Raw genomic sequence first — 21,036 nt, 5'->3', positions numbered from 1 at the left:
CCGCGCTGGCATCCCCCCGCGCCTGTGGATAACGTTCGCGACGGGGACGCACGGCAGCACCACCATGGAGGGGGATCGATGGGCGACATAAGCGCGACCGTGGAGACGTACTGGGCAACGGCCCAGGCCAGGGACTGGCGGGCGTTCGGGGCCACGCTCGCCGACGACGTCCGCTACGAGCTGCCGCAGACCCGCGAGCGCGTGGTCGGCCGCGACGGCGTCGTCCGCTTCAACGCCGAGCACCTGGGGGAGTGGAGCCTGGAGGTCGAGCGCGTCGTCGCCGACAGCACCCAGGCGGTCTCCTGGGTCCGCTTCTCGGTGGACGAGGAGGAGACGCAGGGGATCAGCTTCTTCACCACCGCGCCGGACGGCCGGATCCAGACCGTCACCGACTTCTGGGCCGTGCCCTACGAACCCCCGCTGGAGCGCGAGCAGATGGCCGAGCGCTTCTGACTCCCGTCCCCGGCCCTCCCGTTCCCCTCCGCCCCCTCTCGTTCCCCCGCCTCCGGGCGTCTGCGGTGTCCCGCCACGGTGATTACCGCAGCACGACCGGCAGTTCGTCCACGCCGTAGACGATGGACAGCTTCCGGAACGAGAGCTGCTCCGCCGGGACCGCCAGCCGCATCTCCGGGAAGCGCCGCACCAACGCGGGGTAGGCCGCGCGGAGTTCCATCCGGGCCAGCTCGGCGCCTATGCAGCGGTGGATGCCGTAGCCGAAGGCCAGGTGGGACGAGGTCTGCCGGTGCGGATCGACCCGTTCCATGTCCGGGCCGAGCTGCTCGTCACGGTTGGCGCCGCTGAGCGAGCACAGCACCAGGTCACCGGCGGCAATCCTGGTGCCTCCGATCTCCATGTCCTCGCGGGCGAAGCGCGGGAACGCCACCTGCACCACGGTGAGATAGCGCAGCAGCTCCTCCACGAACCGGTCGACCATCTCGTCCTGGTCGCGCATCGCGGCGAACTGGTCGGGCGCCTGGAGCAGGATGAGTGTGCCGAGCGCCAGCATGCTCGCGGTCGTCTCCAGACCGCCGGTCAGCACACCGTCCGCCAGGCCGGCGAGCTCCTGGTCGTCCAGCTCGTCACCGTGCTCCTTCACCAGCATGCCGAGCAGTCCGTCGCCCGGCGTCTCGCGCTGCTTGCGGACGATGCCGTGCAGGTACGAGAGCTGGTCGGACATCGCGCCGAAGGAGGCGTTCGCCCCGCCGAACAGGTCGAACCGTGCGGTGCTGTGCCGCTGGAAGTCTTCCCGGTCCTCGTACGGAACACCCAGCAACTCGCATATGACCAGGGCCGGGATGGGCAGCGCGAATGCCTCCACCAGGTCCACGGGCCCCTCCGCGGCGGCCATCTCGTCCAGGCGCTCCTCCACGATCGCGTGGATGCGCGGGGTGAGCCTGCTGAGCCGCCGCATGGTGAACTCCGGCGTCAGCAGGCGTCGCAGTCTCGTATGCACCGGTGGATCGCTGAAGCCGAGACCTCCCGGATTCTGCTGGGGAGCGACCCCGATGTTCCGTTCGGCGAGGTTGGTGAAATCGGAGCTGAACCCCTTCGCCTTTCCCAGGACGGCCTTGGTCTCGTCATATCCGGTGACAAGCCAGGCATTTATCCCAAAAGGCAGAGGGAGCTTGCTGATGGGCTCCTTCGCCCTGGTCCGGGCCAGATCGGCAACGGGGTCGAGTCCATCGCGCCTCAGCGGGGCCAGGGTGGCGTCCGGGAGAAACGACATCTTGGACAGATCGAAGCCGTTCCTGTGAATCCTCGAAAAATACTGGCGACCCAGCCAGGCGACGATGTTTGAGCGGAGATTCGACATGGGCGCAATACTGCCCTGCCGCCGCTGGGCGACTGTCCCCCGGCGCCCAGCCCGTACCGGTGGGATACGCCACAACGCCACCAGGACCCGTCCGGCCCTGGTGCCCCGCTTCCCGGCCGCGCGGTGGCGAGGTCCGCCGATCCGGAGGAAAGTGGAGATAGCGGGCGTGGTGCCCGTGCGATGCAGCGTGCGCGGATGACGTCGACGGTGGAGCACGGCGAACGGCGGAGTGAGGTGAGCGGCCTTGCGGGAGAGATTCCGCGCTGTCCAGGGGGCACCGTGCTGGGTCAGTCTCATGGCGGCCGATCCGGACCGCGCGCACGCCTTCTACGGCGATCTCTTCGGCTGGGGCTTCCGGCCGACCCGGCAGGGCCACGGCCGTTACACCATCGCCTACACCGAGGGCGGCGTACCGACCGTCGGCATCGCGGCGTCGTCACCGTCCGGGGGAATGACCCTCCCGGTCACCTGGACCACGTACTTCGCCGCCGACAGTGCGGATGAGGTGGCCCGGCGCGCCCAGGAGCGCGGCGGTACGGTCGCGGTCGGGCCGCTGGAGTTCGGCAGCGGCCGGGTGGCCTGGGCGGCCGACCCGGCGGGCGCGGTCTTCGGCATCTGGGAGGGCGACCTCACCTCCGCCTGGTGGGGCGAGCGCCGTCCGGGGGCGCCCGTATGGCTGGAACTGCGCACCCGGGACGCGTTCGACGCCGCGCTCTTCTACGGCCAGGTCTTCGGCTGGGACGCACAGCAGCGGGAGCGGGTCGATGTGCGGTTCGAGCACGACCGGGTGGTGCTGCACATCGACGGCAAGGCGGTGGCGGGGCTGCGCGGCGGTGCCCTGGAGGCCGCTCCCGATCCGAACGTCCGGCCGCGCTGGCACATCTACTTCCAGGTGGCGGACGTCGATGCGGTGGCCGCCCGCACGCTGGAGCTCGGCGGCGGGGTGATCTCCCCGCCGGCCGACAGCCCCTACGGGCGGATCGCGGCGCTGCGGGATGCGGAGGGCGGGCTCTTCAGCGTGGCGGCCCTCCCGCGCGGCTGACACGGGCGCCCGCGCGGGTGCGTTCGGCCGTGGGCGGCGCGCGTGATCACGAGAGCACCCGGCGCCGGAAATTCCGGAGACCGAAGCCGAGGAAAGCGATACAGAATCCCACCAGGACCGGATAGACCACGTAGAGCGGCATATGGGACGCGTGGGTGAGTCCCGCGCGCATTCCCTCGGTGATGTAGATCAGCGGATTCACCAGCACCAGGATCTGGAGCCAGTGGAATCCGCCGACGTGGACGAGGGACAGCTTGGTCCACTGGTAGTAGGTGCCCCCGAGGAACACCAGCGGCAGCACGATGAACCCGAACATGACCCCGATGTTCTGCGGCTCGAACGAGGTGCCGAGCAGTAGCCCCAGCGAGGTCATCGCGATACAGGCCAGCGGGATCAGGGTGACCACGACCCACCAGTGGACCTCCAGGTCGGCGTGGACCCCGGGCGCGTGCACCACCGCCGCGATCGGGAAGACGAGGATCGCCGAGATCAGCCCCTGGGCCGCCCCGGACAGCACCCGCGCGACCGCCACCAGCCAGATCGGACAGGGGGCCTGGACCCGGTCCTCTATCTCCCGGGTGAAGCCGAATTCCTGCGACATCTGGATCGCCACCGACTGGATTCCCTGGAACATGATGGCGATCGAGACCACCCCCGGCACGAGCACGGTGGCGAACGCGGATTCCCCGGCACGGCCGCCGCCGGCGCCGACGCCCTGTCCGATGGTGGGAAAGACATAGAGGAAGACGAAGACGAGCAGGAACGGCTGCATCAGCGTGCGGCCGACGAATTCGCCGAAGTTCTTCATCAGGACGGTGAGGTCCCGCCGGATGAGCGCGGCCAGGGCGGAACGGCTGGCCGCCGCCGCGGACCGGCCGGGACGTACGGCGATGGGGCCCTCCGGCGGACCGGCGGTGGAGAGGGGGCGCCCGCCCGCCGGGGTCATTCGTCCCTCAGCTCCTTTCCGGTCAGCGAGATGAACACGGTCTCCAGCGAGGACGCGCTGACGGACAGGTCGATCAGCCGGAAGCCGCCGTTCTCCGCGGAGTTGACGATGCGGGGCAGCAGCCGGTCATTGCCCTTGACCTGGAGTTCGACCCCGCCCTCCACCGGCCGGACCCGGACCACCTCGGCGATGTCGCGGGTCAGCAGCTCACCGAGCGCGTCCGTGTCACCGTGTGCCAGGACGGTCACCACGGTGTCGATGTCCACGCTCTGCCTGAGTGCCGCGGGGGTGCCCAGGGCGAGTACCCGGCCGTGATCGATGATGGCCACCCGGTCACAGAGCTGATCGGCCTCGTCCATGTTGTGCGTGGTCAGCAGGATGGTCTGACCGTCGGCGATCAACCGGTCCAGGATCTCCCACAGCGCCAGCCTGCTCTGGGGATCGAGACCCGCGCTCGGCTCGTCGAGGAAGAGCACGGCCGGGCGGTGGAAGATCGCGCGGGCCACCATCAGCCGTTGCGCCATCCCGCCGGACAGCGCGTACACCGAGGACGAGGCCCATCTCGACAGCCGGAACTGCTCCAGCAGCCGGTCGGCCACCTGACGCGACCGCTTGCCGGACATCCCGAACAGCAGCCCGTGGAAGTAGAGGTTCTCCCAGACGGTGAGCGAGCGGTCCAGGGTGTTCTGCTGGGTCACGACGGCGATGACCTGCTTGGCCAGCGCGGGATGCGCGATCACGTCGATGTCGCCGATGAACGCCGAACCGGCCGTGGGGACGACCCGTGTGGTGAGCATTCCGACCGTGGTGGTCTTGCCCGCTCCATTGGGGCCGAGCAGTCCGAAGATCTCGCCGTGGTACACCTCCAGATCCAGCCCGTCCACGGCGGCGAAGTCCGTATGGGGATAGATCTTGGTCAGCCCGGCGGTGTGGATGACCGTCTCGGGGCGACGGGTGTTCTCGATCGTCGCCATGGTGCTCCCGATGGTGCGGACGGGCGGTGAGGGGTACGCGGTGCGGGGTATTGGGGGAAGAAGCGGACTCTTCGGGAGTACCCGGGCGCGACGCGCTCACGCGCCGGGAGGGTCATACGAATGCGGCAGGACTACGGAGCGCGGGAATCGGTCACCGTTGGTCATGGCCTCGACGCGGGAGATCGTTGCCGCCTAGTATCGAAGGCACGGCATCGCGTGTCGATCACCGGCCGGGTGAGGCATGGAGGTGCCCGTGAGATTGCCTTACGGAGGCATTCCACCGTGCCAGTCGAGCTGAACCACACGATCATCCACGCCCGCGACAAGCGGGAATCCGCCGAATTCCTGGCGAACATCCTGGGCCTCGAGGTCGGTGCCGAATGGGGCCCGTTCATCCCGGTGCAGACCAGCAACAGCGTCACCCTGGACTTCGCGACCGTTCCGGCCGAGTCCATCACCATGCAGCACTACGCGTTCCTCATCTCCGAGGCGGAGTTCGACGCGGCGTTCGCCCGGATCCGGGAGCAGGGCATCACCTACTACGCCGATCCGCGCCAGAAGCAGCCGGGCGAGATCAACCGCCATTACGGCGGGCGCGGGCTGTACTTCATGGACCCGTCCGGTCATGGGATGGAGATCATCACCCAGCCGTACGACACCGAGGCGTAGGGGAACGGAAAGGGGCGGCGCAGCCGTCCCGCCGGCTGACTAGTCGGCCGGATCGCCGTTTCCGCCGGCCGTGCGCCGTTCCCGCCACTCCCTGACGACCTCATCGATGTCGATGGGCGCCAGATTGAGCGGTGGGCCCGGTGGCGGCCGGCGGATCGCCTCGCGGATCTTCTCGTTGACCCCCGCGAGCAACTCCCGCACCGCACGCTCCGACGGGGCCTCGGCCGCCGCCGCGAGCGCGTCCTCGGCCTCCTTGCGCAGCACGAGCGTCGGCGGCAAGAAGGAGAGGTTCTCGCGGTGCATCTTCTCCTTGACCCACCACAACTCGTCATACGGGCGGTCGAGGTTGGGGAGCGGCTTTCCGAATCCCGGCAGATCGGAGAAGTCACCGCGCTCCTCCGCCTCGCGGATCTGCCGGTCCGCCCATGTCTCGAAGCTGACGCCTGGTGGCTTGCGCTCGGTCATATGGCCCAGTGTCCCTCGCGCCGGCGGCCGTGCGCCACGGTCGGGGCGAGACGGTGAACAGCCGCGCTACGCGGTGGCGAGCGACAGCTCGGTCGACTTGATCAGCGCGGTGACCCGGGTGCCTTCGGCGAGACCGAGGTCCCGCACCGCGTCCTGGGTAATGGCGGCCGTCAGCTCCCCGCCCCCGTCGAGCGTGATCACCACGGTGGCCATGGCCGCCCCGAGCACGAGCCGGGCGACCGTGCCGGGCAGCCGGTTGCGGATGCTGAGCCCCGACACCTCGCCGGTGGCCAGCGCGACCTCGGTGGCCTTGGCCAGCGCCGTGACCCGGGACCCTTCGGCGATACCGAGTTCCTCGACGGCGCCCAGGGTCACCGCGGCCGTCACGACCCGGCCACCGTCCAGTCGGCTCTGGACCGTGGCCATGGCCTCGCCGGAGGTCACGGCGATGACGGTGGCGGGGAGTTGATTGCGGATGCTGAGGCTCATGGGTCACCACTCCGGAAGCGGAGTCGAAGGCCGGGAGAGCCTCCGTGGCGATCTCCGCTGACGGCCCCACCCTAGACATCCCTCCGCGCATCCCGAGGGAGGCGACGCCCACCCGGCGGAAAGCGCGCGCCGGGGCGGCGCGAGGCAGGTGCCCGGCCCGGCGGGAGGTCTACGCGGACGGGGAGGTGCGCTCGGTGCGGCGGGAGGGGTGCTCGGACGGGGAGGTGCGCTCGGACCGGGAGGTGGGTGTACGCGGACCGGGGGTGTCCTCGGACCGTCCCGCGGCCGGACGCGGCGTCAGTCCGACGGCCAGGTGCCGTGCCCGTAGGGAGTGATCCGGCGGTACCCGGCGCGGGCGTTGACGATCCGGGCGAGGGCCGTTCCGGCGACGGCCGCGGCGAACAGACAGGCGAGCCAGCCGGTATCGCGGCCCTGGGCCCAGGTCAGCTCCCCCGACGGCGGGATGGCGAAGGCGTTGAGGAAGAGCCAGCACAGAGCCGCCGTACCGGGTGCCGCCACGAACCGCGCGCACAGCCCCAGCAGCGCGGCCAGCAGCGACAGCGCGATCAGCGCGAAACCGGGGCGGCCGTGGCCGCCCAGGAAGTTGACCACCGCCACCAGCAGCAGCGCTCCGACGAACGCGGCGACCCAGATCACCGGGGTGGCGACGGGCTGGGGGACGGGCCGTACACCGGAGCTGAGATGCCTCCACTCGATCATGGTCGCCGTCCTCCTCATGGCTCGCCGCCTGATGGCTTGCCGCCGGGCAGCCGCACCCGTCACCGCCGCGCCCGTCCCTGGCCGCTCTCGACAGCCAACCACTCCCGCGGCGCGGACGTGCCCGGAATCCGACCACTGCCGTGACCCGGCCGCGCCGGAGCGCTGTCATCGGACCTGGCCACCGCCGCGCCATTACGTATTCTTTACCATTCACCAGGATGGCAGAAACGGCTCCGCGCCGAGGGCGCGGCAAGGAGGAGGATCAGCTGTGGGCGCTCCGCGGATGAGCAGTACGCCGTTGCCGGGGATCGGTGTGCGCTACGACCTGACGACGCGAGAACGCCAGCGTCTGTCGGTGATCGCGCATCGTGACGGCGGACGCACGCTCAGCGCGTACCGGAAGGAGGACCCGGACGCCTGCGCACTGTCCACCCGACTGACGGCCGAGGAAGCGGAATCGCTCGTCGATGCCCTGATGCCGACCCATCACAGTCCGAACCTGCTCTCCACCACCGAACTGGGCCTGGTGGCCGAGCGGATCGAGCTGGCCTCGGCCTCGCACTGGAACGGCCGGGTGCTCGGCGAGACCCGAATGCGGACCGAGACCGGCGCCTCGATCGTCGCCGTGCTGCGCCGCTCCGGCGCCATCCCGTCCCCCACCCCCGACTTCCGGCTGGCGGGCGGGGACATCCTGATCGTGATCGGCACCCGCGAAGGCGTGGAGACGGCCGCGGCGATACTCGGACGGGAGTGATCCATGCATTCCTCCGCCGTCTTCCTCATCGAGTTCGGTGCGGTCATCCTGGGCCTCGGCCTGCTGGGACGGCTGGCCGGACGGCTCCAGTTCTCCCCGATCCCGCTCTATCTGCTCGCCGGTCTGGCCTTCGGCAAGGGCGGACTGCTGCCGCTCGGCGCGAGCGAGGAGTTCGTCGCGATCGGCGCCGAGATCGGCGTCATCCTGCTCCTGCTGATGCTCGGACTCGAGTACACCGCCAGTGATCTGGTCAGCAACCTCAAGACGCAGTACCCGGCCGGGCTGGTCGACGCCGCGCTCAACGCACTGCCCGGTGCCGCAATGGCCCTGCTGCTGGGCTGGGGGCCGGTGGCCGCGGTGGTGCTGGCCGGAGTCACCTGGATCTCGTCCTCGGGCGTGATCGCCAAGGTCCTCGGGGACCTGGGCCGTCTCGGCAACCGCGAAACCCCGGTGATCCTCAGCATCCTGGTCCTCGAGGACCTGGCCATGGCCGTCTACCTGCCGATCGTCACCGCCCTGCTGGCCGGGGCGGGCCTGGCCGCGGGCAGCGCGACCCTGGCCGTCGCCCTCGGCGTCGCCGGACTGGTGCTCTTCCTGGCCGTCCGGTACGGCCGGGTCATCTCCCGCTTCGTCTCCAGTGACGACCCCGAGAAGCTGCTGCTGGTGGTGCTGGGCCTGACCTTGCTGGTGGCCGGAATCGCCCAGCAGCTCCAGGTGTCGGCGGCCGTGGGAGCGTTCCTGGTCGGTATCGCGCTCTCCGGAGAGGTGGCCGAAGGGGCACATAATCTGCTCAGTCCGTTGCGGGATCTGTTCGCCGCGGTCTTCTTCGTCTTCTTCGGTCTGCACACCGACCCCGCCAGCATTCCGCCGGTGCTGCTGCCCGCACTGCTGCTGGCCGTCGTCACCGCCTGCACGAAGATCGCCACCGGGTACTGGGCGGCCCGGCGGGCCGGGATCTCCTCCCGCGGCCGTTGGCGGGCCGGCGGCACGCTGGTCGCCCGTGGTGAGTTCTCCATCGTGATCGCCGGACTCGCGGTCACCGCGGGGATCGAGCCGTCGCTCGGCCCGCTGGCCACGGCATATGTGCTGATCCTGGTGGTGCTCGGCCCGATCACCGCCCGTGGCACCGAACCCCTGGTCTCCTATCTGAGCGCCCGCCGCACGGCGCGACGCGCGGCGGTGACACCCGAGGGCGGTGCCATGGCCGCGGCGGAGGAGCCCCGGGAGGCGGCAGCGGACGAGTACGACTCGCTCGGCCGCCCCTGAACGGGGCCGGGGCCTGAACGAGCCGGGGCCGGAACGGGAGCTGATCCAGACCCCGTTCCGGCCCCGCCGCGTACGATCGGCGGGTGCATCGTTCTCCCGCCGATCTGGTCCGCGCCTTCCACCTGGCTTTCGGTCTCGACGCCCGGACGACCCCCACCGCGGTCCCCGCCGACGTGGCCGCCCACCGGCAGGACCTGCTGGCGGAGGAGTTCGCCGAGGTCGCCGAGGCGTCAGCCGAGGGCACCCTCGCCCACCTCGCCCATGAACTGGCCGACGTGGTCTACGTCGCGTACGGCACGGCCCTGGTGCACGGGATCGACCTCGACGCGGTGATCGCCGAGATCCACCAAGCCAATATGACCAAACTGGGCCCCGACGGGCGTCCCACCCTCCGGGCCGACGGCAAGGTCCTCAAGGGCGACAACTACCGGGCCCCGGACGTCTCGGCGGTACTGCGCCAACAGGGCTGGCGGGCCGCGGAGGACTGATCCACCCGCGCTCAGGACGTCTTGCGGAGCGTCCAGGTGTTGGGGTCGAAGCTGGGCACGGCCGAATAGCGGCAGCCGCCGCTGTAGTAGGTGTTGGTGATCGTCCAACCCGCCGGCGGCCAGGTGGAGGCGCACGCGCTCACCTGCGTACCGATCGGGTAGCCGGTGAGCTGCTTGACCTGCTTGGTGTTGGGATTGAAGCTGCCCGAGCCGCAGCCCGCGCTGTTCCACCACTGGGTGTCCACATGGCCGCTGGGAGTGAGCTGGCTGCCGCACATGGTGAAGGTGTCACCGGGGGCGGCGCTCGCGGTCCCCATCCCGAAGGCGGTGACCGCGGCGGTCAGGAGGGCGAGACTGGCGATGCGCGTACGGATCACGTCGGGTCTCCTTGTCGGCGCCGGTGTCCGCGCCGACGGTCGTCGGCATCCGGCCAGGCGCTGCGCCTTTCCTATCCGGCGCGCTCGGGCCGGGGACAGCCACCTTTCGGACGTGTGGTTCATGGAACGGCTCTCTCTCTGGTCCGGTTCTGCAACAGGAGCGTCGGCTCCCCAACTCGGATTCAGCGAATTGAGATTGATGGCAGTGATGCCCATGTGATCGAGTGACGCCCGCATTTGGCGGAACACGGCACCAGGAGAGAAATGAAGCACCTTCCCTCGTTCGCCCGCATCGGCGGCACCGCGGCGGTGGCCATCGGCCTCGCACTCGTCACAGGCGTCGGCACCGCCCACGCCGGGGGCAACACGGTCGACTACTTCTCGTCGGGCGGGAAGGAGCGCGCCATGGTGATCTTCGAGCCCCGGAACTCCTCCGGTGGCCCCGAGATCGTCACCGTGGACGACCGCAGCAAGGACGGCCACTACATCTACGCGGAGGTCTACGACGCCACCTCGGGCGGCAAGAAGGGCACCTGCGAGACCAGCTCGTACAAGGCCTGCGAGGTGAACGTGAAGGACGGCCACAAGGTCCGGATCAACGTCTACCGGCTCAACTCCCGTGACTCGGACTTCATGGGCGAGGTCCACACCCGCGCCGGCAAGCTGCCCACCGCGTAACCCTTGGACAGCAGCCCCGGCCCCCTCCCGGGCCGGGGCCTCATCCCTCATCCTCCGGGCGGCGGTTGACTCAGGAAAGCCGCCCCGATCGAGGGCGGGCATCCCTCGCTCCTTCAGCAGCACATAGCCAGGGCGGTCGCGACGTCATGCCGAAGCCTCACCCGGAGCGGTCATCGGCCGGTCGCCGTTCGGTCGGCTGTCCGTCGCGGATGTCACGGTTCGGGGACGCGTTCGGGCTCGGTGAGGAAGTCTTCGCGGGGTGGTGATGAGCGGCGGCGGTCCCAGGCCGCCCGGGATCGTCGTTCTCGTACAACGCATCAGGGCCCCTCTCGTATGAGAGGGGCCCTGATTTGTTCCTTCAGTCGGGGTGGCGGGATTTGAACCCACGACCTCTTCGTCCCGAAGCAACTAGGGATGGAGGCTGTCCTTAGACTGCTGTGCTCTTCACCTGTGCTGATGGTCCGCTGATGTCCATGGTTGTGCGTGGTTGTCCGTCGTCGTTGTCACGCAGTTAGACACTCATCAGGTGCCGTTCCGGGTGCGGGATTGGCACGTATCAGTGCAGTCCCACGGGCGGTTTGCCCACCCCATCCACGTCGCCGGAGCCGTCGCATAGTTCATCAGCGTCAGCTTGTGGCGCACGCGGCTCCGGAGGTCGTGGCGGCTAGAGCCATCTTCGCTGGTGGGAGCAACACTCTTCGGTCGAATCCCTCGGCCAGTCCACACACTGTCCGTGGCGCTCGAGCCTGTCCTTAGGCACTTCATACACTTTTCGCAACCTCAGACGACTGCAGAAATGTGCAGATCCATGGGCTATGCGTTAATTGATCACTTGTGAAGTTTACTGAAAGTGCACGAGACCTTCACAAGTGATTGACTGTTAAGAGATCATTGTCCTGTGACTCCTGATCCACGTAGCCGTCGCCGGTCCTCGCCGAGAGGTGCGGCGAAATCGCAGATACGGACCGGACCTTCCAGTGACGATGAGCATGACGTGGTGTACTTCCAGCGCCATGTGGAGGAGGATCCTCAGCAGGCTTCACCGGGCCGCGCGTTTTTGCGTGAGTGCCCGACCAATGTGCGCGTGAAAATGCGCGCGGTGCTCGCGGCCGTGGCGGCAGCACCCCCGAAGAGCTTCGCTGGGGGAGGGTACTGGGAAGCCATGAGGGGCGATATGGCCAGCTGGTACGAGGTGCGGGTTGATGGCCCCCGGCGACACCACTACCGTCTGTTTTGCTTGCTCGACTACGAAGCGGAGCAGGTCGAGAAGCCCTTGCTGGTTGTAGTCACTGGTTTAGATAAGCCGTTCCGTACGGCTCTGTCGGTGCGCGACTACCGGACTGTCCGAGACCTTGGGGTCGAGTACCTGAAGCGGAACCCCCGCTCCATTCAGTGACGCGACATGCTGCTATGCGGCTACCTGTGAGCGCTTTTTGGAGCTGCGAAGCTCTTTGAGGTGCTTCGCGAGCGCACGAGTGTCTGCCGACCGCCCCTCCAGGAGGGGGTCGGTCATCGACTGCCGTTCGGCCTGCGGTAGCGGTTCTAGGGTGATCCGCATTCCAAGAGCGGCTGCGACCTCAGCAAGAGTGCCGAGGGTGGGATTGACATGCTTCGCTGAGAAGAGTCTCCGCACGACGGCCGGCTCGGCACTGATCGCACGAGCTAGCGCAGCCTTGGAGAGGTCGGCTGCATCTCGAGCCTCGTCGAGCGTGTTGACGATCTGGTCGATCGTGGCGATACGGATCGACTCGACCACGTACTGCCGTAGGAACTCGGGGTCTTGCAAGTCCTCTGCAAGATCGTCCCAGAAGGCTCCGTGCTCGGTTGCCATGGACCTCTCCTTCCTTCTTCGCTGGGAAGCGTATCAAATAAGTTACACATGCGCCAGGCCTCTCTGGCCGTCCATGCGTACCTGTCTTGTCGCGACAGCGCATCGAGGCGCTGTGTGGAGTGGGCCGAGATGTCAGGCGGCGCCCGGCTGCGGATCGCCGACTCGACTCATCGTCGTCGCGCGCCGACTTGGCCTTGGAGGCGCCCGATTGGAACGGCGCCACTGAGTCTTCAACCACGCATCCCTGGCCCTTATTAATGGATGAAGCGGTCATAGGGTGCGAATGCCAACTGGTGCCACATCGGCTCTCGCCTGGTGCCATGATGCGATCATGAGTGTCCAGGATGACCAGCGCGAGAACCAGATGGTTGACCGATTCAACCTTGAGGTGTCTGAGGACCGCAAAAGATCGGACGTCGACGCCTACTTGACCGTCGACGGACATACGGTGGCGTTCGAGCTTAAGTCTGCGACGAGTAAGGGCGTGTCGACGGTCCGCGACCTGGGGTCGAATCACTTTGCCAAGTGGCAGAATATGCACTGGATTTTTGGCTTCTACAACCCCACAGGGACTAAGCTGCTGTACAGCTACTACGCGTCGCCGGATGATATGGCTCCCTGGATCTCTAGCAAGGAACGTTATGTACGGCCCGATGTAGAGGTGGCGGAGCATGCGGTACGAGGCATCTCAACCGATTCGGTCGTGCGATTGCTTGGCGAGAAAGAATTTTACACCCAAGATGAAGCCAAGTGGATCATGAAGAAGCAATGGTCGGCCGCGCGCTACATCGACGAAGCGGACCTTTCCGTCGGGCGAGAGATCCGCTACTCGTTGGATCGCATGGTGGAATTGATGCGCGAGCGTTGTTACTACGTGATGTCGCGTGGTGCGACACTCAACAACCCTCACATCCCACTTTCGTACATTGAGAAGCTCCCGAAAATCACCACGGAGCCAGCGATTCAATTGCGACGCCTAGTGCGAGAGTACCTTCAGCACTGACGAAGCAACTGCGTAGGCGAGGGGTGGAGGTACGGCATTGCCGATTTGGCCCAAAGCCATATAGGTGGCTCCTACGAATGGCCAGTCCTCGGGGAACCCTTGGATAAGGGCCACGTCTGGAACAGAGAGGCGGAAGTGGCCGTTTTTGGCTACAAAGGCTCGCGCCGCGGCCCGGTCGGCGGCCACTCCGTTAGGCCAGATTTCTAGACTCGCAAACTTTCGCTGAGCGGCCACACTGTTAAGGATCGAAGTTGTGTGGCGCGGGCCTGTCAAGCTGCTCCGGATAGTTGGCGACAGGTCGTCGACTCCGATATCCGGAAGTCCAAGTGCTTCGCGAAGCCCCATGCAGCGCTGTCCCCTCATGATGGACGCGTCGCCCCAGTAGTGGGTGGGCTCCGGCGCTTTCCAGGAGTCGGCCATCTTCTTCGTCCGAAAGCCGACGAAGAACACCCGACGCCTTACCTGGGGTACGCCGAAGTCACTCGCTTGCAGAATGATCTTTTGAATGCGGTAGCTACCCGAGAGTGGCGTCAGAATGTTCTCGGAAACGTATTCCGAGAATTTCAGACTCGCAAGAGCTGGTACATTCTCCCCGATGAACGCCGCTGGGCGTGTTTCTTTCACCGCCCTGACGAATTGGGGCCACATGTCTCGCTCGTCTAGGTGGCCCTGCTGCCTGCCTGCGTTCGAGAACGGCTGACATGGAGGGCCGCCATGCAGTAGATCGACGCTCCCACGCCACTGCTTGAAGTCGACGCCTCGGACGTCGCCCTCTTCGTTCCCGCTGAAGACGGCCCAATGGTCGCGAGCTTTCCGCAGAGTGTCGCCGGCTTCTGGCATGAGCTCGAATGACGCTGTGTGATTGAAGCCAGCGCGTTCCACTCCGAGGTCAAGTCCGCCACCGCCGCTGAAGAGCGAAAGAGCGCTTAGGTTGTTTCCCTCTCGCAGAGGCATGAGATCCAGCGGCCGATATTTAGGCACGTTGATCTCGTGAATGGGTTCAGGGCCCTCGCCAGCCATAGCGGAGCGTCGTGCTTCGCGAGAATCGCGTGACATCTTGCGAAACTTTTCTCTTTGCGCTTCTGTCAGGTCGCGAGGCTGGTGATGGGCATAGACGGTGCGGATTCTGCTCGGTACGACTGGTCCCTCTGCCTCGTCGGACTGTGCAGAAGGGTCGAAGAGGCTATGTGGCTGACTGGGACGCTCAGGCATGGCGTGCATCCTACGAGACCAGGGGTAGTTTGTCAGCTGCGTGGCTATACAAGGCTCTGACCTGCGCAGATGCTCGTGTCTTGGATGGTTGCGGGTGGCGCGGATGTGCTGATTGCGGAGATGTGATGTTGCGCACTGCATGGGGAAGCTGATGCTTGCCTGGCAAACGGATTCTCGAAGTCTCTTATGTAGCTAGTCCGCTTGAACCGCATGGCGTATGCCCGAGGTCGGTGGAGCTGCTTTGGGGCGAGTGATCATGGTCCCGTAAGCTTGCGGCGCGTCGGGCAGGTAGTGGACCTGCCCGGCAAAGCACGACGTTGGGGCCATGATCTTAGAGGCTCGCCCCAAAGTGGCTGCCTAAAGCCGTGGAGCCGACCGCCTTAGCCACGACGTACTCCTTCTCTGGCCTCAGGTGGCTGCCTGCTGTGCGCGCGGCGAGCACGGCGAGCCGCCTTGATGTCGCAGAGCAGGTGGTAACTCAACAGCCACCAACTGAGCCGGATGGCGGCGGTCAGAGCACAGAGAAGGCGGTCCAATCAGTAAGTCCTCTACTGACAGGACCGCCTTAACCTCGGCTGTCAGCGTGAGGCCGCTGGGGTGGTGACGACAGCCACCGCTCGGTTACCTGACAGGACGACGAGGGATGCCTCGACCGTTCGTCCCTCGGTGTCGATGGATGCGCGCTGGATTGCCAGCACAGAGACTCCGACGCCAACGATGCCCAGGTCTCGCGCCTCTTCGATGGTCGGCGGGCGGGCTGACAGACGTTGCTCGATGCGGTCCAGAGTGATACTCGCGGCGCCGAGTTGCCTGTGGAGAAGAACGCTCCACGGAGCTTGGCTGGCGGAGGGTAGTTGTGGGGTGCTCTGCATGAGCTCGCGAAGCACGTACGAACGTGAGAGGCCGTGTGGGCTGGGTTCGCTGTGGCGCTGGCGTCGGTGGACGTACTCGACCAGGCGTGTGCCAGGTGGCACCTTCATGAGTGCGGCTACGTCATCGGCCGCGTCGACTTCGCGCATGCTGACCATGGTCTCGACGGGGGCATCAGTCTTGCTCCACGCCGTGGTGGGCGCTCCTCCGATGTCCTGGTCGCTGCCGTATTCGACAAGGCTCACCGCCTTCCGGACGTAGTTCCCGCTTCCGTGGCGCTTCTCGATCAGCCCCTCCGCCTGGAGGAGGCCGAGGGCCATCCGCATCGTGGGCATGCTCGTCCGATACTCCGCGGCCAGCGCTGTCTCTGCCGGGAGCCGAGCGCCAGTCGCCAGGTCGCCCGCGTGGATCTTCTGGCGGAGTTTTTCAGCGATGGACTCGTAGCGTTTGGGCACCCGAGATCACCTTTCTGTTGCCCATGGAGAGTCGAGCCCCGACTTCGGGCGCCGGGGAGTGGGACGACGGGGGTCGCCCTGGACCGAATAGCGGCAGTTCGGGGAGCCCTCGGGGATCGGTTCGCCGTCGAGGGCATGGCAGAGCTGGGCGTGCAGCAGCTCTGCCTCGACGGGTGAGAGAGGCACCAGGGTTTCCGCGACGGGCGCACTGTCCTGCCGGATCCGCATCGGCAGGGCGATGCGCCCATCGGCGGCACGTCGCACCATGGGGCCCTCGACAGGTTCAACCTGCCACCCGCGGACGGAGGTGGGACGTGTTGAGTCAGTCATCGCGCCCCTCTCCCCGACAGTCTTCGCGGGCGATGAGCTGGAGGACGCCACGCAGGCTCACCCTCAAGGTGCCCAGGTGGTACGTCATCTCCTCGGGCGTCGCCACGGTCAGCACCAGGGCCTCCGCTGCGGCGAGGTGCTGTTTGGCAACGATGGCGACGGACCGTTCGAGGGCGTCGCGGGTGGGCTGGCCGGCGGCAATGCAGTCCGGGCACAGTCCGGCGTGCGGGTCGCTGGGGTCGAGACGGCCGAAGTCTCCCGGGCGGGCACACAAAGCACATGCGGAGGCGGCCGTGGTGAACGAAGGATTCATCGGCGCACCTGCATCATGTCGAGGTGTTCGCAGATCAGCAGTACTCGCTGGGGGGACCGAGACCGTCGCCGCACCCGTTCCTCGTGCGCCAACAGGTAAGGGCGCACCAGGCAGACGTCCTCCCCGCGCAACAGGCCGGCATGGTGCGTCGGCTTCCGGGAGCCGGGGACGGTCGCCGCCACCAGAGGCACAAGGGCAGGCCGTGCGACTGGTGTGAGGGCGCGGTGGCGACCAGGTGGTGGGGCGAATAGCCGCGCCACCCATGCGAGGGCCCGCTCGATAATGTCTTTCACGTCGGCAGCTCCTCCAAGCTGTTGGCCATACCCCCGGGCGGTGGGGCCGTCGCGGGGGTCCTTTGAGAGCTGTCTGTGTCACGGCGTAGTCGGCTCACGTCGTCTGCGCGGTGCGAGGTGCCGGTGAAGACCGCGGCCCAGGCGAGGCAGCCCTCCGCATCGCGTCGCAAACCGAACCTGTCTCCGCGCTCCAAGGCGGCGAGAAGCGCCTGCCACCTGTGTAAGGAGAGCGATTCCGGGACATCGGTCTCGATGCGGATGTGGTCGGAGTGCCACGTCACCTGTGGTCTGCACGCGGCGGCGGTGAGGCTCGCCGCGATGTCCTGCGCCCGCAAGGCAGGTGGGACCACAGCGCCCTCCGATACGGTCGAATCACAGACAGTGAGGCTAGTTAACTAGCTTAGGGCTGGTGCACTAGATTTTCCACATGCCTGAGCAGCCGCCCTATCTCGTCGTCGCCGAGCGGTTCCGGCAGCGCATTGCCGACGGCGAGTGGTCACCCGGAGACCGGTTGCCCTCCCGGGCCCGGCTCGCCGAGGAGTACGACGTCGGGGACAACGTTGTGCGCCGCGCGCAAGAACTGCTCATCGCACAGGGGTTGCTGGAAGGCCGCGCCGGATCCGGTACCTATGTCGCAGAGCCGCGGGAGCGGCTGCGCATGGTCCGGTCGTCCATGCGCGAGGAGAGCGGCGGATCGCCTTTCCGCTCGGACATGGCTGGGCTCAACCGGCACGGCTCGTGGGAGCACCGCACCGAAGCGAAGGTTCCGGCGCCAACAGAGATTGCTGGGCGTCTGGGTATCGCCGAGGGTGACCTGTGCGTTCGCACCGCGTACGAGTACTTGGCCGACGGCAAGCCTGTTCAGCTGTCGACGAGTTGGGAGCCGTACAGCATCACGGGCGGCACCATCGTGGTCCTGCCCGAGGGCGGTCCACATGCCGGCCGCGGAGTGGTCGAGCGCATGGCCGCTATCGACGTACGGGTCACCCATGCGGTCGAGCAGCCGGAGCCGCGCCAGGCCACGGCCGAGGAAGCACATCTTCTTGGAGTGCCGAAGGGCGCCCTGGTCACGCACATCCGTCGGACGTACTTCAGCGAGGACGGCCGCCCCGTGGAGACGGCGGACATCGTCATCCCGGCGGCGCACTGCGAGATCGTCTACGAGGTCCCCATCGACAAGTCGTAGGCCGACCAGCAGCCATCGGGCGCACATCGTGCATCAGTGCTGGTCAGGTTGAGGGGGACGTTTGGACACGATCACTCAGATCGTGACGATCGCGGCCGTCGTACTCGGCGCGCTGACGTCATACGCTACGAATGAGCTCATGGAGCGCAGCAAGCGGAAGGCAGAGCGCCGCACTCGCTGGGACAGCAGCAAACTCGATGCCTATGCCGATTTCATCGGCCGCGTGCGAGCCGCCATCCACGGAGCGGTGCTGCTGTACGAGGTTCGCGAGGAGATGCGGACGCTTGGGCGCAGCGAACGAGAGCTGGCCGAAGACCTCACCGAACTTGGCATCGCTCAGTCGTTAGCGTTCGAGCGAGTGATGCTGCTGGCTGACCACCGGGTGATCGAGGTTGCCCACGCAGTGCAGGAGGCGACAGCCGCAATTGGGTGGCAGGCGCGCGGTGTGGTGGAAGGCACCTTGGCCGAGTGGCGGGCGCTCCATGTCATCGCGTTCGAAGCAATCAATCGCTTCCACGAGCGGGCCCGGCAGGACCTCGGAGTGAACGGTGACTTCGACGGCCAGGAGCACGCTGAGCGAGGTTTGCTACTTCCCGAAGTGCGGCGCGAGGGTGAACGTGACACCACCTGACCAGTGGGTTCCGTGCATACCTGTACTCGGACAGGCCATGAGCGCGTCCGCCACTCCAGGTGTAATCGATCGATTCAGCTTCTCAGCCCATAGCGACGGCGCCAAGGCGCAAGCGGCGCGCCCAAAGGGATGACCGACTAGGAGTTCATGGTGGCCAAGCAAGTGAGTCGAGCAGAAATAGAAGTCGAGGTGGACTTCTACGGATGGGCTCTACAAGAAGCAGACGATTCACTGATCCCCGAGAGATATCCCTCAGGTCGAGAGGACAACGAGGGCCAAGTCATGACTCCTCGGGAAGGGCGACTGGATATTTTGAGCGCCGGGCACACTCATACAGCTAATCTGATTGCTGAGGTGTGGGACGCCGAGCCGCCTATTGACTCAGACGCTATGTGGGATATCCGAGAAGAGGGAAGTATTATCTCGCGGACTGGAAGATTGGCCGTGTGCGTCACAACGACCAAACAGCTAGATAGGATTGCGTTGGGCCGCCCTGAAACAACTTGGAAGGTAAGGGTCTACTGCGCGGGCAGAGACGAGGTTTTCCGTCAAGCGCAAGTCGAAGTACCCGAAGGCATTGAGAACTACCTGATGCAGTTTTGGCCTATGTGACGAACTGTTCGGGGAACCGTGAGGACACGGTTCCCCGAACAAGGCGAGTAGCTAGTTGGTTATTCTCACTATGTACCCGTCCACCTCTTCGCCGCGAGAATTTCGACCATCGATCATTCTGTTCTTGTCGTAGAACTCGCCCAAGATTGTGCCAGCCTTGCTGTTGTCGTTCTTAGCGAGTGCCTTCGCCGACCAATTATTCTTGCGGGCACCCGGCTCGGTTGTTGGCTGGGCAGCGCCCTCATAGGTTGAGGCGAATGGGTACTCATCACACTCCCGCGGGCCCGCCGGGTCATTCGTCGCGTAGTCCGCTCCCCAAACCTCGACACATACCTTCCTTGCATCCGCCCGGTTCTTCTTCTTGCGCGCGGCGTCGTGGAACAAGCGATGGAGCCTATGGTCCGCATCGAAGCCAGGCACGTCCTTGGTGGAGAGTTTCGGATATGTCTCACCCGGCTTCTTGTGAGCCTGGTTTAGATGCTGCGCGACGGCCCTTTCAGGTGCCCCAGCCTTCATGCTGTAGGGCAGTTCGGCGATGTAGGCAAATGCGGCGCCACCCCGCTTCTTGGTATCGGCAACGTCACTGTTTGGCAAGTATCCGGCCGCATCCCAATTCATGCCAGCAAAAGTTATTCGCTGACTGTCCGTGGGCTTGGGAGTTCCCGGCCACGCCAGAGGGAAGGTAACTTTCACTGTGGGCTGGTACGCCATGGTGATGAGATCGTCAGGGCCCACACCTTGCCCTGCATCGAATGCCACATCATGCATATAGGTACGGTTCTCACGCTTGAGTCTGTCGAACGTCCTGGAAGGGGGAGGCGAGCCTGATTGCGTCTTCCTTGCCCTCGGGGCATGCAGCATGTCCATCTTGAGAGTGGTGTCCACTCTCAGGCCCTCCGATAGATTCCTTCCGCTATCATGGAAGTTCGAGTAGTAGTAATCAAACTGAACCGAACGATCTTTGGGGTTCGGTATGGTTCCTATCACCCAAGCGGTAAATGCAGTTTGCCCCACCGGCCTGCGACGCTCGAACCACGTCTGGACCATCTGAATGCCGCCGCACATGGCGAAGCGTGATTTGGCGTAGAACAGATGTCCGTCGAGTTCGTTCCTGCATTCCGTTCGCGACATCTTCCGAGACGGATCGGGGTACAGTGAGCCAGCGGCCGCTATGCCCTCGGATGTATCTGCAGTGGCCGGCGGGTGCGCTGATGGTTCAGTTGCCCTGGGGAGGCCAGCCGTAGCGGAGCCGAGCATCTCCTGAGGGACGGCAGGGGATTCGGCCACCTTTGAATCACGAGCGAGCTTGGACCTGACTTCCGGGTTTTGCAGTTCCTCCAGGGTTGGAATCTTTGCCCCGATGGGGAGTGCATATGATTCGACGGTGAGTTCACTACCCTCTGCTTTAGCGGCAGGTGACATCACGGGTATGAGTGCCGCGGCGGCGAGCGTAGCAATCACTCTTGTGGAGAATAAGGCAGGTCGGCGGTCCGGTCTCATGGTTTCCAATCCGCAGGGATGTCGCCCAGCCAAGTGCAGGGCAGTTCAGACGATTTGTCATATTATCGTCTTCATGGAAATCCTGCGTTCTCGGAAAGTGAACCAGCCAGAATTTGGCC

The 21,036-nt window shown here is 66.0% G+C and carries 24 protein-coding genes; 11 read left to right on the top strand and 13 right to left on the bottom strand.

Translation table 11 applies throughout. The features are described 5' to 3' along the window. Positions 1 to 78 precede the first annotated feature (78 nt). The gene (locus NMK44_RS08545; protein ID WP_254740038.1) at positions 79 to 453 is read left to right on the top strand and encodes a nuclear transport factor 2 family protein; all 375 of its coding nucleotides are present in this window, start codon (positions 79 to 81) and stop codon (positions 451 to 453) included. Positions 454 to 535: 82 nt separating this feature from the next. Here NMK44_RS08545 and NMK44_RS08540 read toward each other — a convergent pair whose 3' ends face one another. Then, on the bottom strand, positions 536 to 1,813 hold the full coding sequence (locus NMK44_RS08540) for a cytochrome P450 (protein WP_254740036.1): 1,278 nt from the start codon (positions 1,811 to 1,813) through the stop codon (positions 536 to 538). Positions 1,814 to 2,108: 295 nt separating this feature from the next. Here NMK44_RS08540 and NMK44_RS08535 point away from each other — a divergent pair, with 295 nt between their 5' ends. Continuing rightward, positions 2,109 to 2,855: a VOC family protein gene (locus tag NMK44_RS08535; RefSeq protein ID WP_254740034.1), complete on the top strand. Its 747-nt coding sequence runs from the start codon at positions 2,109 to 2,111 to the stop codon at positions 2,853 to 2,855. Positions 2,856 to 2,901: 46 nt separating this feature from the next. Here the strand turns inward: NMK44_RS08535 and NMK44_RS08530 are convergent, their stop codons facing one another. Both NMK44_RS08530 and NMK44_RS08525 read right to left on the bottom strand, forming a co-directional pair. Further along, positions 2,902 to 3,801 (bottom strand): ABC transporter permease, encoded by a 900-nt coding sequence (locus NMK44_RS08530; protein WP_254740032.1) that lies wholly within the window; start codon positions 3,799 to 3,801, stop codon positions 2,902 to 2,904. Then, positions 3,798 to 4,775, bottom strand: coding sequence for an ATP-binding cassette domain-containing protein (locus tag NMK44_RS08525; RefSeq protein WP_254740030.1), 978 nt, complete (start codon positions 4,773 to 4,775; stop codon positions 3,798 to 3,800). The genes NMK44_RS08530 and NMK44_RS08525 overlap by 4 nt, the downstream gene beginning before the upstream one ends. Positions 4,776 to 5,057: 282 nt before the next feature. On the opposite strand from NMK44_RS08525, the gene NMK44_RS08520 reads away from it, so the two are divergent. Further along, on the top strand, positions 5,058 to 5,444 hold the full coding sequence (locus tag NMK44_RS08520) for a VOC family protein (protein ID WP_254740028.1): 387 nt from the start codon (positions 5,058 to 5,060) through the stop codon (positions 5,442 to 5,444). A gap of 39 nt (positions 5,445 to 5,483) precedes the next feature. On the opposite strand, the gene NMK44_RS08515 is transcribed toward NMK44_RS08520, so the two are convergent. The 3 genes from NMK44_RS08515 to NMK44_RS08505 all read right to left on the bottom strand — a co-directional run bounded on the left by NMK44_RS08515 (position 5,484) and on the right by NMK44_RS08505 (position 7,118). Then, a complete protein-coding gene (locus NMK44_RS08515; RefSeq protein ID WP_254740026.1) occupies positions 5,484 to 5,909 on the bottom strand; it encodes a DnaJ family domain-containing protein in 426 nt (141 codons plus the stop codon). Positions 5,910 to 5,975: 66 nt separating this feature from the next. After that, positions 5,976 to 6,398 carry a TOBE domain-containing protein gene (locus tag NMK44_RS08510; protein ID WP_254740024.1) on the bottom strand — a complete coding sequence of 141 codons (423 nt, stop codon included), beginning with the start codon at positions 6,396 to 6,398 and terminating at the stop codon, positions 5,976 to 5,978. Between the two features lie 297 nt (positions 6,399 to 6,695). Then, positions 6,696 to 7,118 carry a hypothetical protein gene (locus NMK44_RS08505; RefSeq protein ID WP_254740022.1) on the bottom strand — a complete coding sequence of 141 codons (423 nt, stop codon included), beginning with the start codon at positions 7,116 to 7,118 and terminating at the stop codon, positions 6,696 to 6,698. Positions 7,119 to 7,401: 283 nt separating this feature from the next. Between NMK44_RS08505 and NMK44_RS08500 the strand changes: the two genes are divergently transcribed. From NMK44_RS08500 to NMK44_RS08490, 3 genes are all read left to right on the top strand, one after another. Then, positions 7,402 to 7,872: a cation:proton antiporter regulatory subunit gene (locus NMK44_RS08500; RefSeq protein ID WP_254740020.1), complete on the top strand. Its 471-nt coding sequence runs from the start codon at positions 7,402 to 7,404 to the stop codon at positions 7,870 to 7,872. 3 nt (positions 7,873 to 7,875) lie between these two features. Then, on the top strand, positions 7,876 to 9,138 hold the full coding sequence (locus tag NMK44_RS08495) for a cation:proton antiporter (protein WP_254740018.1): 1,263 nt from the start codon (positions 7,876 to 7,878) through the stop codon (positions 9,136 to 9,138). A gap of 83 nt (positions 9,139 to 9,221) precedes the next feature. Next, the gene (locus tag NMK44_RS08490; RefSeq protein WP_254740016.1) at positions 9,222 to 9,626 is read left to right on the top strand and encodes a pyrophosphohydrolase domain-containing protein; all 405 of its coding nucleotides are present in this window, start codon (positions 9,222 to 9,224) and stop codon (positions 9,624 to 9,626) included. Between the two features lie 11 nt (positions 9,627 to 9,637). Here the strand turns inward: NMK44_RS08490 and NMK44_RS08485 are convergent, their stop codons facing one another. Beyond that, positions 9,638 to 10,003, bottom strand: a complete 366-nt coding sequence (locus NMK44_RS08485) for a hypothetical protein (RefSeq protein ID WP_254740014.1) — start codon at positions 10,001 to 10,003, stop codon at positions 9,638 to 9,640. 264 nt (positions 10,004 to 10,267) lie between these two features. On the opposite strand from NMK44_RS08485, the gene NMK44_RS08480 reads away from it, so the two are divergent. After that, complete coding sequence (locus NMK44_RS08480; protein ID WP_254740012.1) at positions 10,268 to 10,681, top strand: hypothetical protein; 414 nt, start codon at positions 10,268 to 10,270, stop codon at positions 10,679 to 10,681. 994 nt (positions 10,682 to 11,675) lie between these two features. Continuing rightward, a complete protein-coding gene (locus tag NMK44_RS08475) occupies positions 11,676 to 12,077 on the top strand; it encodes a hypothetical protein (protein ID WP_254740010.1) in 402 nt (133 codons plus the stop codon). A gap of 12 nt (positions 12,078 to 12,089) precedes the next feature. Here NMK44_RS08475 and NMK44_RS08470 read toward each other — a convergent pair whose 3' ends face one another. After that, on the bottom strand, positions 12,090 to 12,512 hold the full coding sequence (locus tag NMK44_RS08470) for a helix-turn-helix domain-containing protein (RefSeq protein ID WP_254740008.1): 423 nt from the start codon (positions 12,510 to 12,512) through the stop codon (positions 12,090 to 12,092). Between the two features lie 331 nt (positions 12,513 to 12,843). Between NMK44_RS08470 and NMK44_RS08465 the strand changes: the two genes are divergently transcribed. Then, complete coding sequence (locus NMK44_RS08465) at positions 12,844 to 13,515, top strand: hypothetical protein (protein WP_254740006.1); 672 nt, start codon at positions 12,844 to 12,846, stop codon at positions 13,513 to 13,515. On the opposite strand, the gene NMK44_RS08460 is transcribed toward NMK44_RS08465, so the two are convergent. The 4 genes from NMK44_RS08460 to NMK44_RS08445 form a co-directional block, all read right to left on the bottom strand. After that, positions 13,489 to 14,535 carry a DNA cytosine methyltransferase gene (locus NMK44_RS08460; RefSeq protein WP_254740004.1) on the bottom strand — a complete coding sequence of 349 codons (1,047 nt, stop codon included), beginning with the start codon at positions 14,533 to 14,535 and terminating at the stop codon, positions 13,489 to 13,491. The genes NMK44_RS08465 and NMK44_RS08460 overlap by 27 nt on opposite strands. A gap of 770 nt (positions 14,536 to 15,305) precedes the next feature. Then, positions 15,306 to 16,052, bottom strand: a complete 747-nt coding sequence (locus NMK44_RS42410) for a GntR family transcriptional regulator (protein ID WP_254740002.1) — start codon at positions 16,050 to 16,052, stop codon at positions 15,306 to 15,308. A 6-nt stretch (positions 16,053 to 16,058) separates the two neighbouring features. Next, entirely contained in the window at positions 16,059 to 16,319 is a 261-nt protein-coding gene (locus NMK44_RS08450; protein ID WP_254740000.1) for a hypothetical protein, read from the bottom strand. A gap of 55 nt (positions 16,320 to 16,374) precedes the next feature. Beyond that, entirely contained in the window at positions 16,375 to 16,695 is a 321-nt protein-coding gene (locus NMK44_RS08445; protein WP_254739998.1) for a hypothetical protein, read from the bottom strand. 720 nt (positions 16,696 to 17,415) lie between these two features. Here NMK44_RS08445 and NMK44_RS08440 point away from each other — a divergent pair. Next, positions 17,416 to 18,174, top strand: a complete 759-nt coding sequence (locus NMK44_RS08440) for a GntR family transcriptional regulator (RefSeq protein ID WP_254739996.1) — start codon at positions 17,416 to 17,418, stop codon at positions 18,172 to 18,174. Between the two features lie 139 nt (positions 18,175 to 18,313). Next, complete coding sequence (locus NMK44_RS08435) at positions 18,314 to 18,805, top strand: hypothetical protein (protein ID WP_254739994.1); 492 nt, start codon at positions 18,314 to 18,316, stop codon at positions 18,803 to 18,805. Between the two features lie 663 nt (positions 18,806 to 19,468). On the opposite strand, the gene NMK44_RS08430 is transcribed toward NMK44_RS08435, so the two are convergent. Next, positions 19,469 to 20,878: a NucA/NucB deoxyribonuclease domain-containing protein gene (locus NMK44_RS08430; protein WP_254739990.1), complete on the bottom strand. Its 1,410-nt coding sequence runs from the start codon at positions 20,876 to 20,878 to the stop codon at positions 19,469 to 19,471. Between the last annotated feature and the right edge of the window lie 158 nt (positions 20,879 to 21,036).

Origin of the sequence: Streptomyces cucumeris, from assembly GCF_024295805.1 — a bacterium.
GTDB classification, from domain to species: Bacteria; Actinomycetota; Actinomycetes; order Streptomycetales; family Streptomycetaceae; genus Streptomyces; species Streptomyces cucumeris.
Note: the sequence above shows the minus strand (reverse complement) of the source record. Positions and strands in the feature narration are given on the sequence as shown.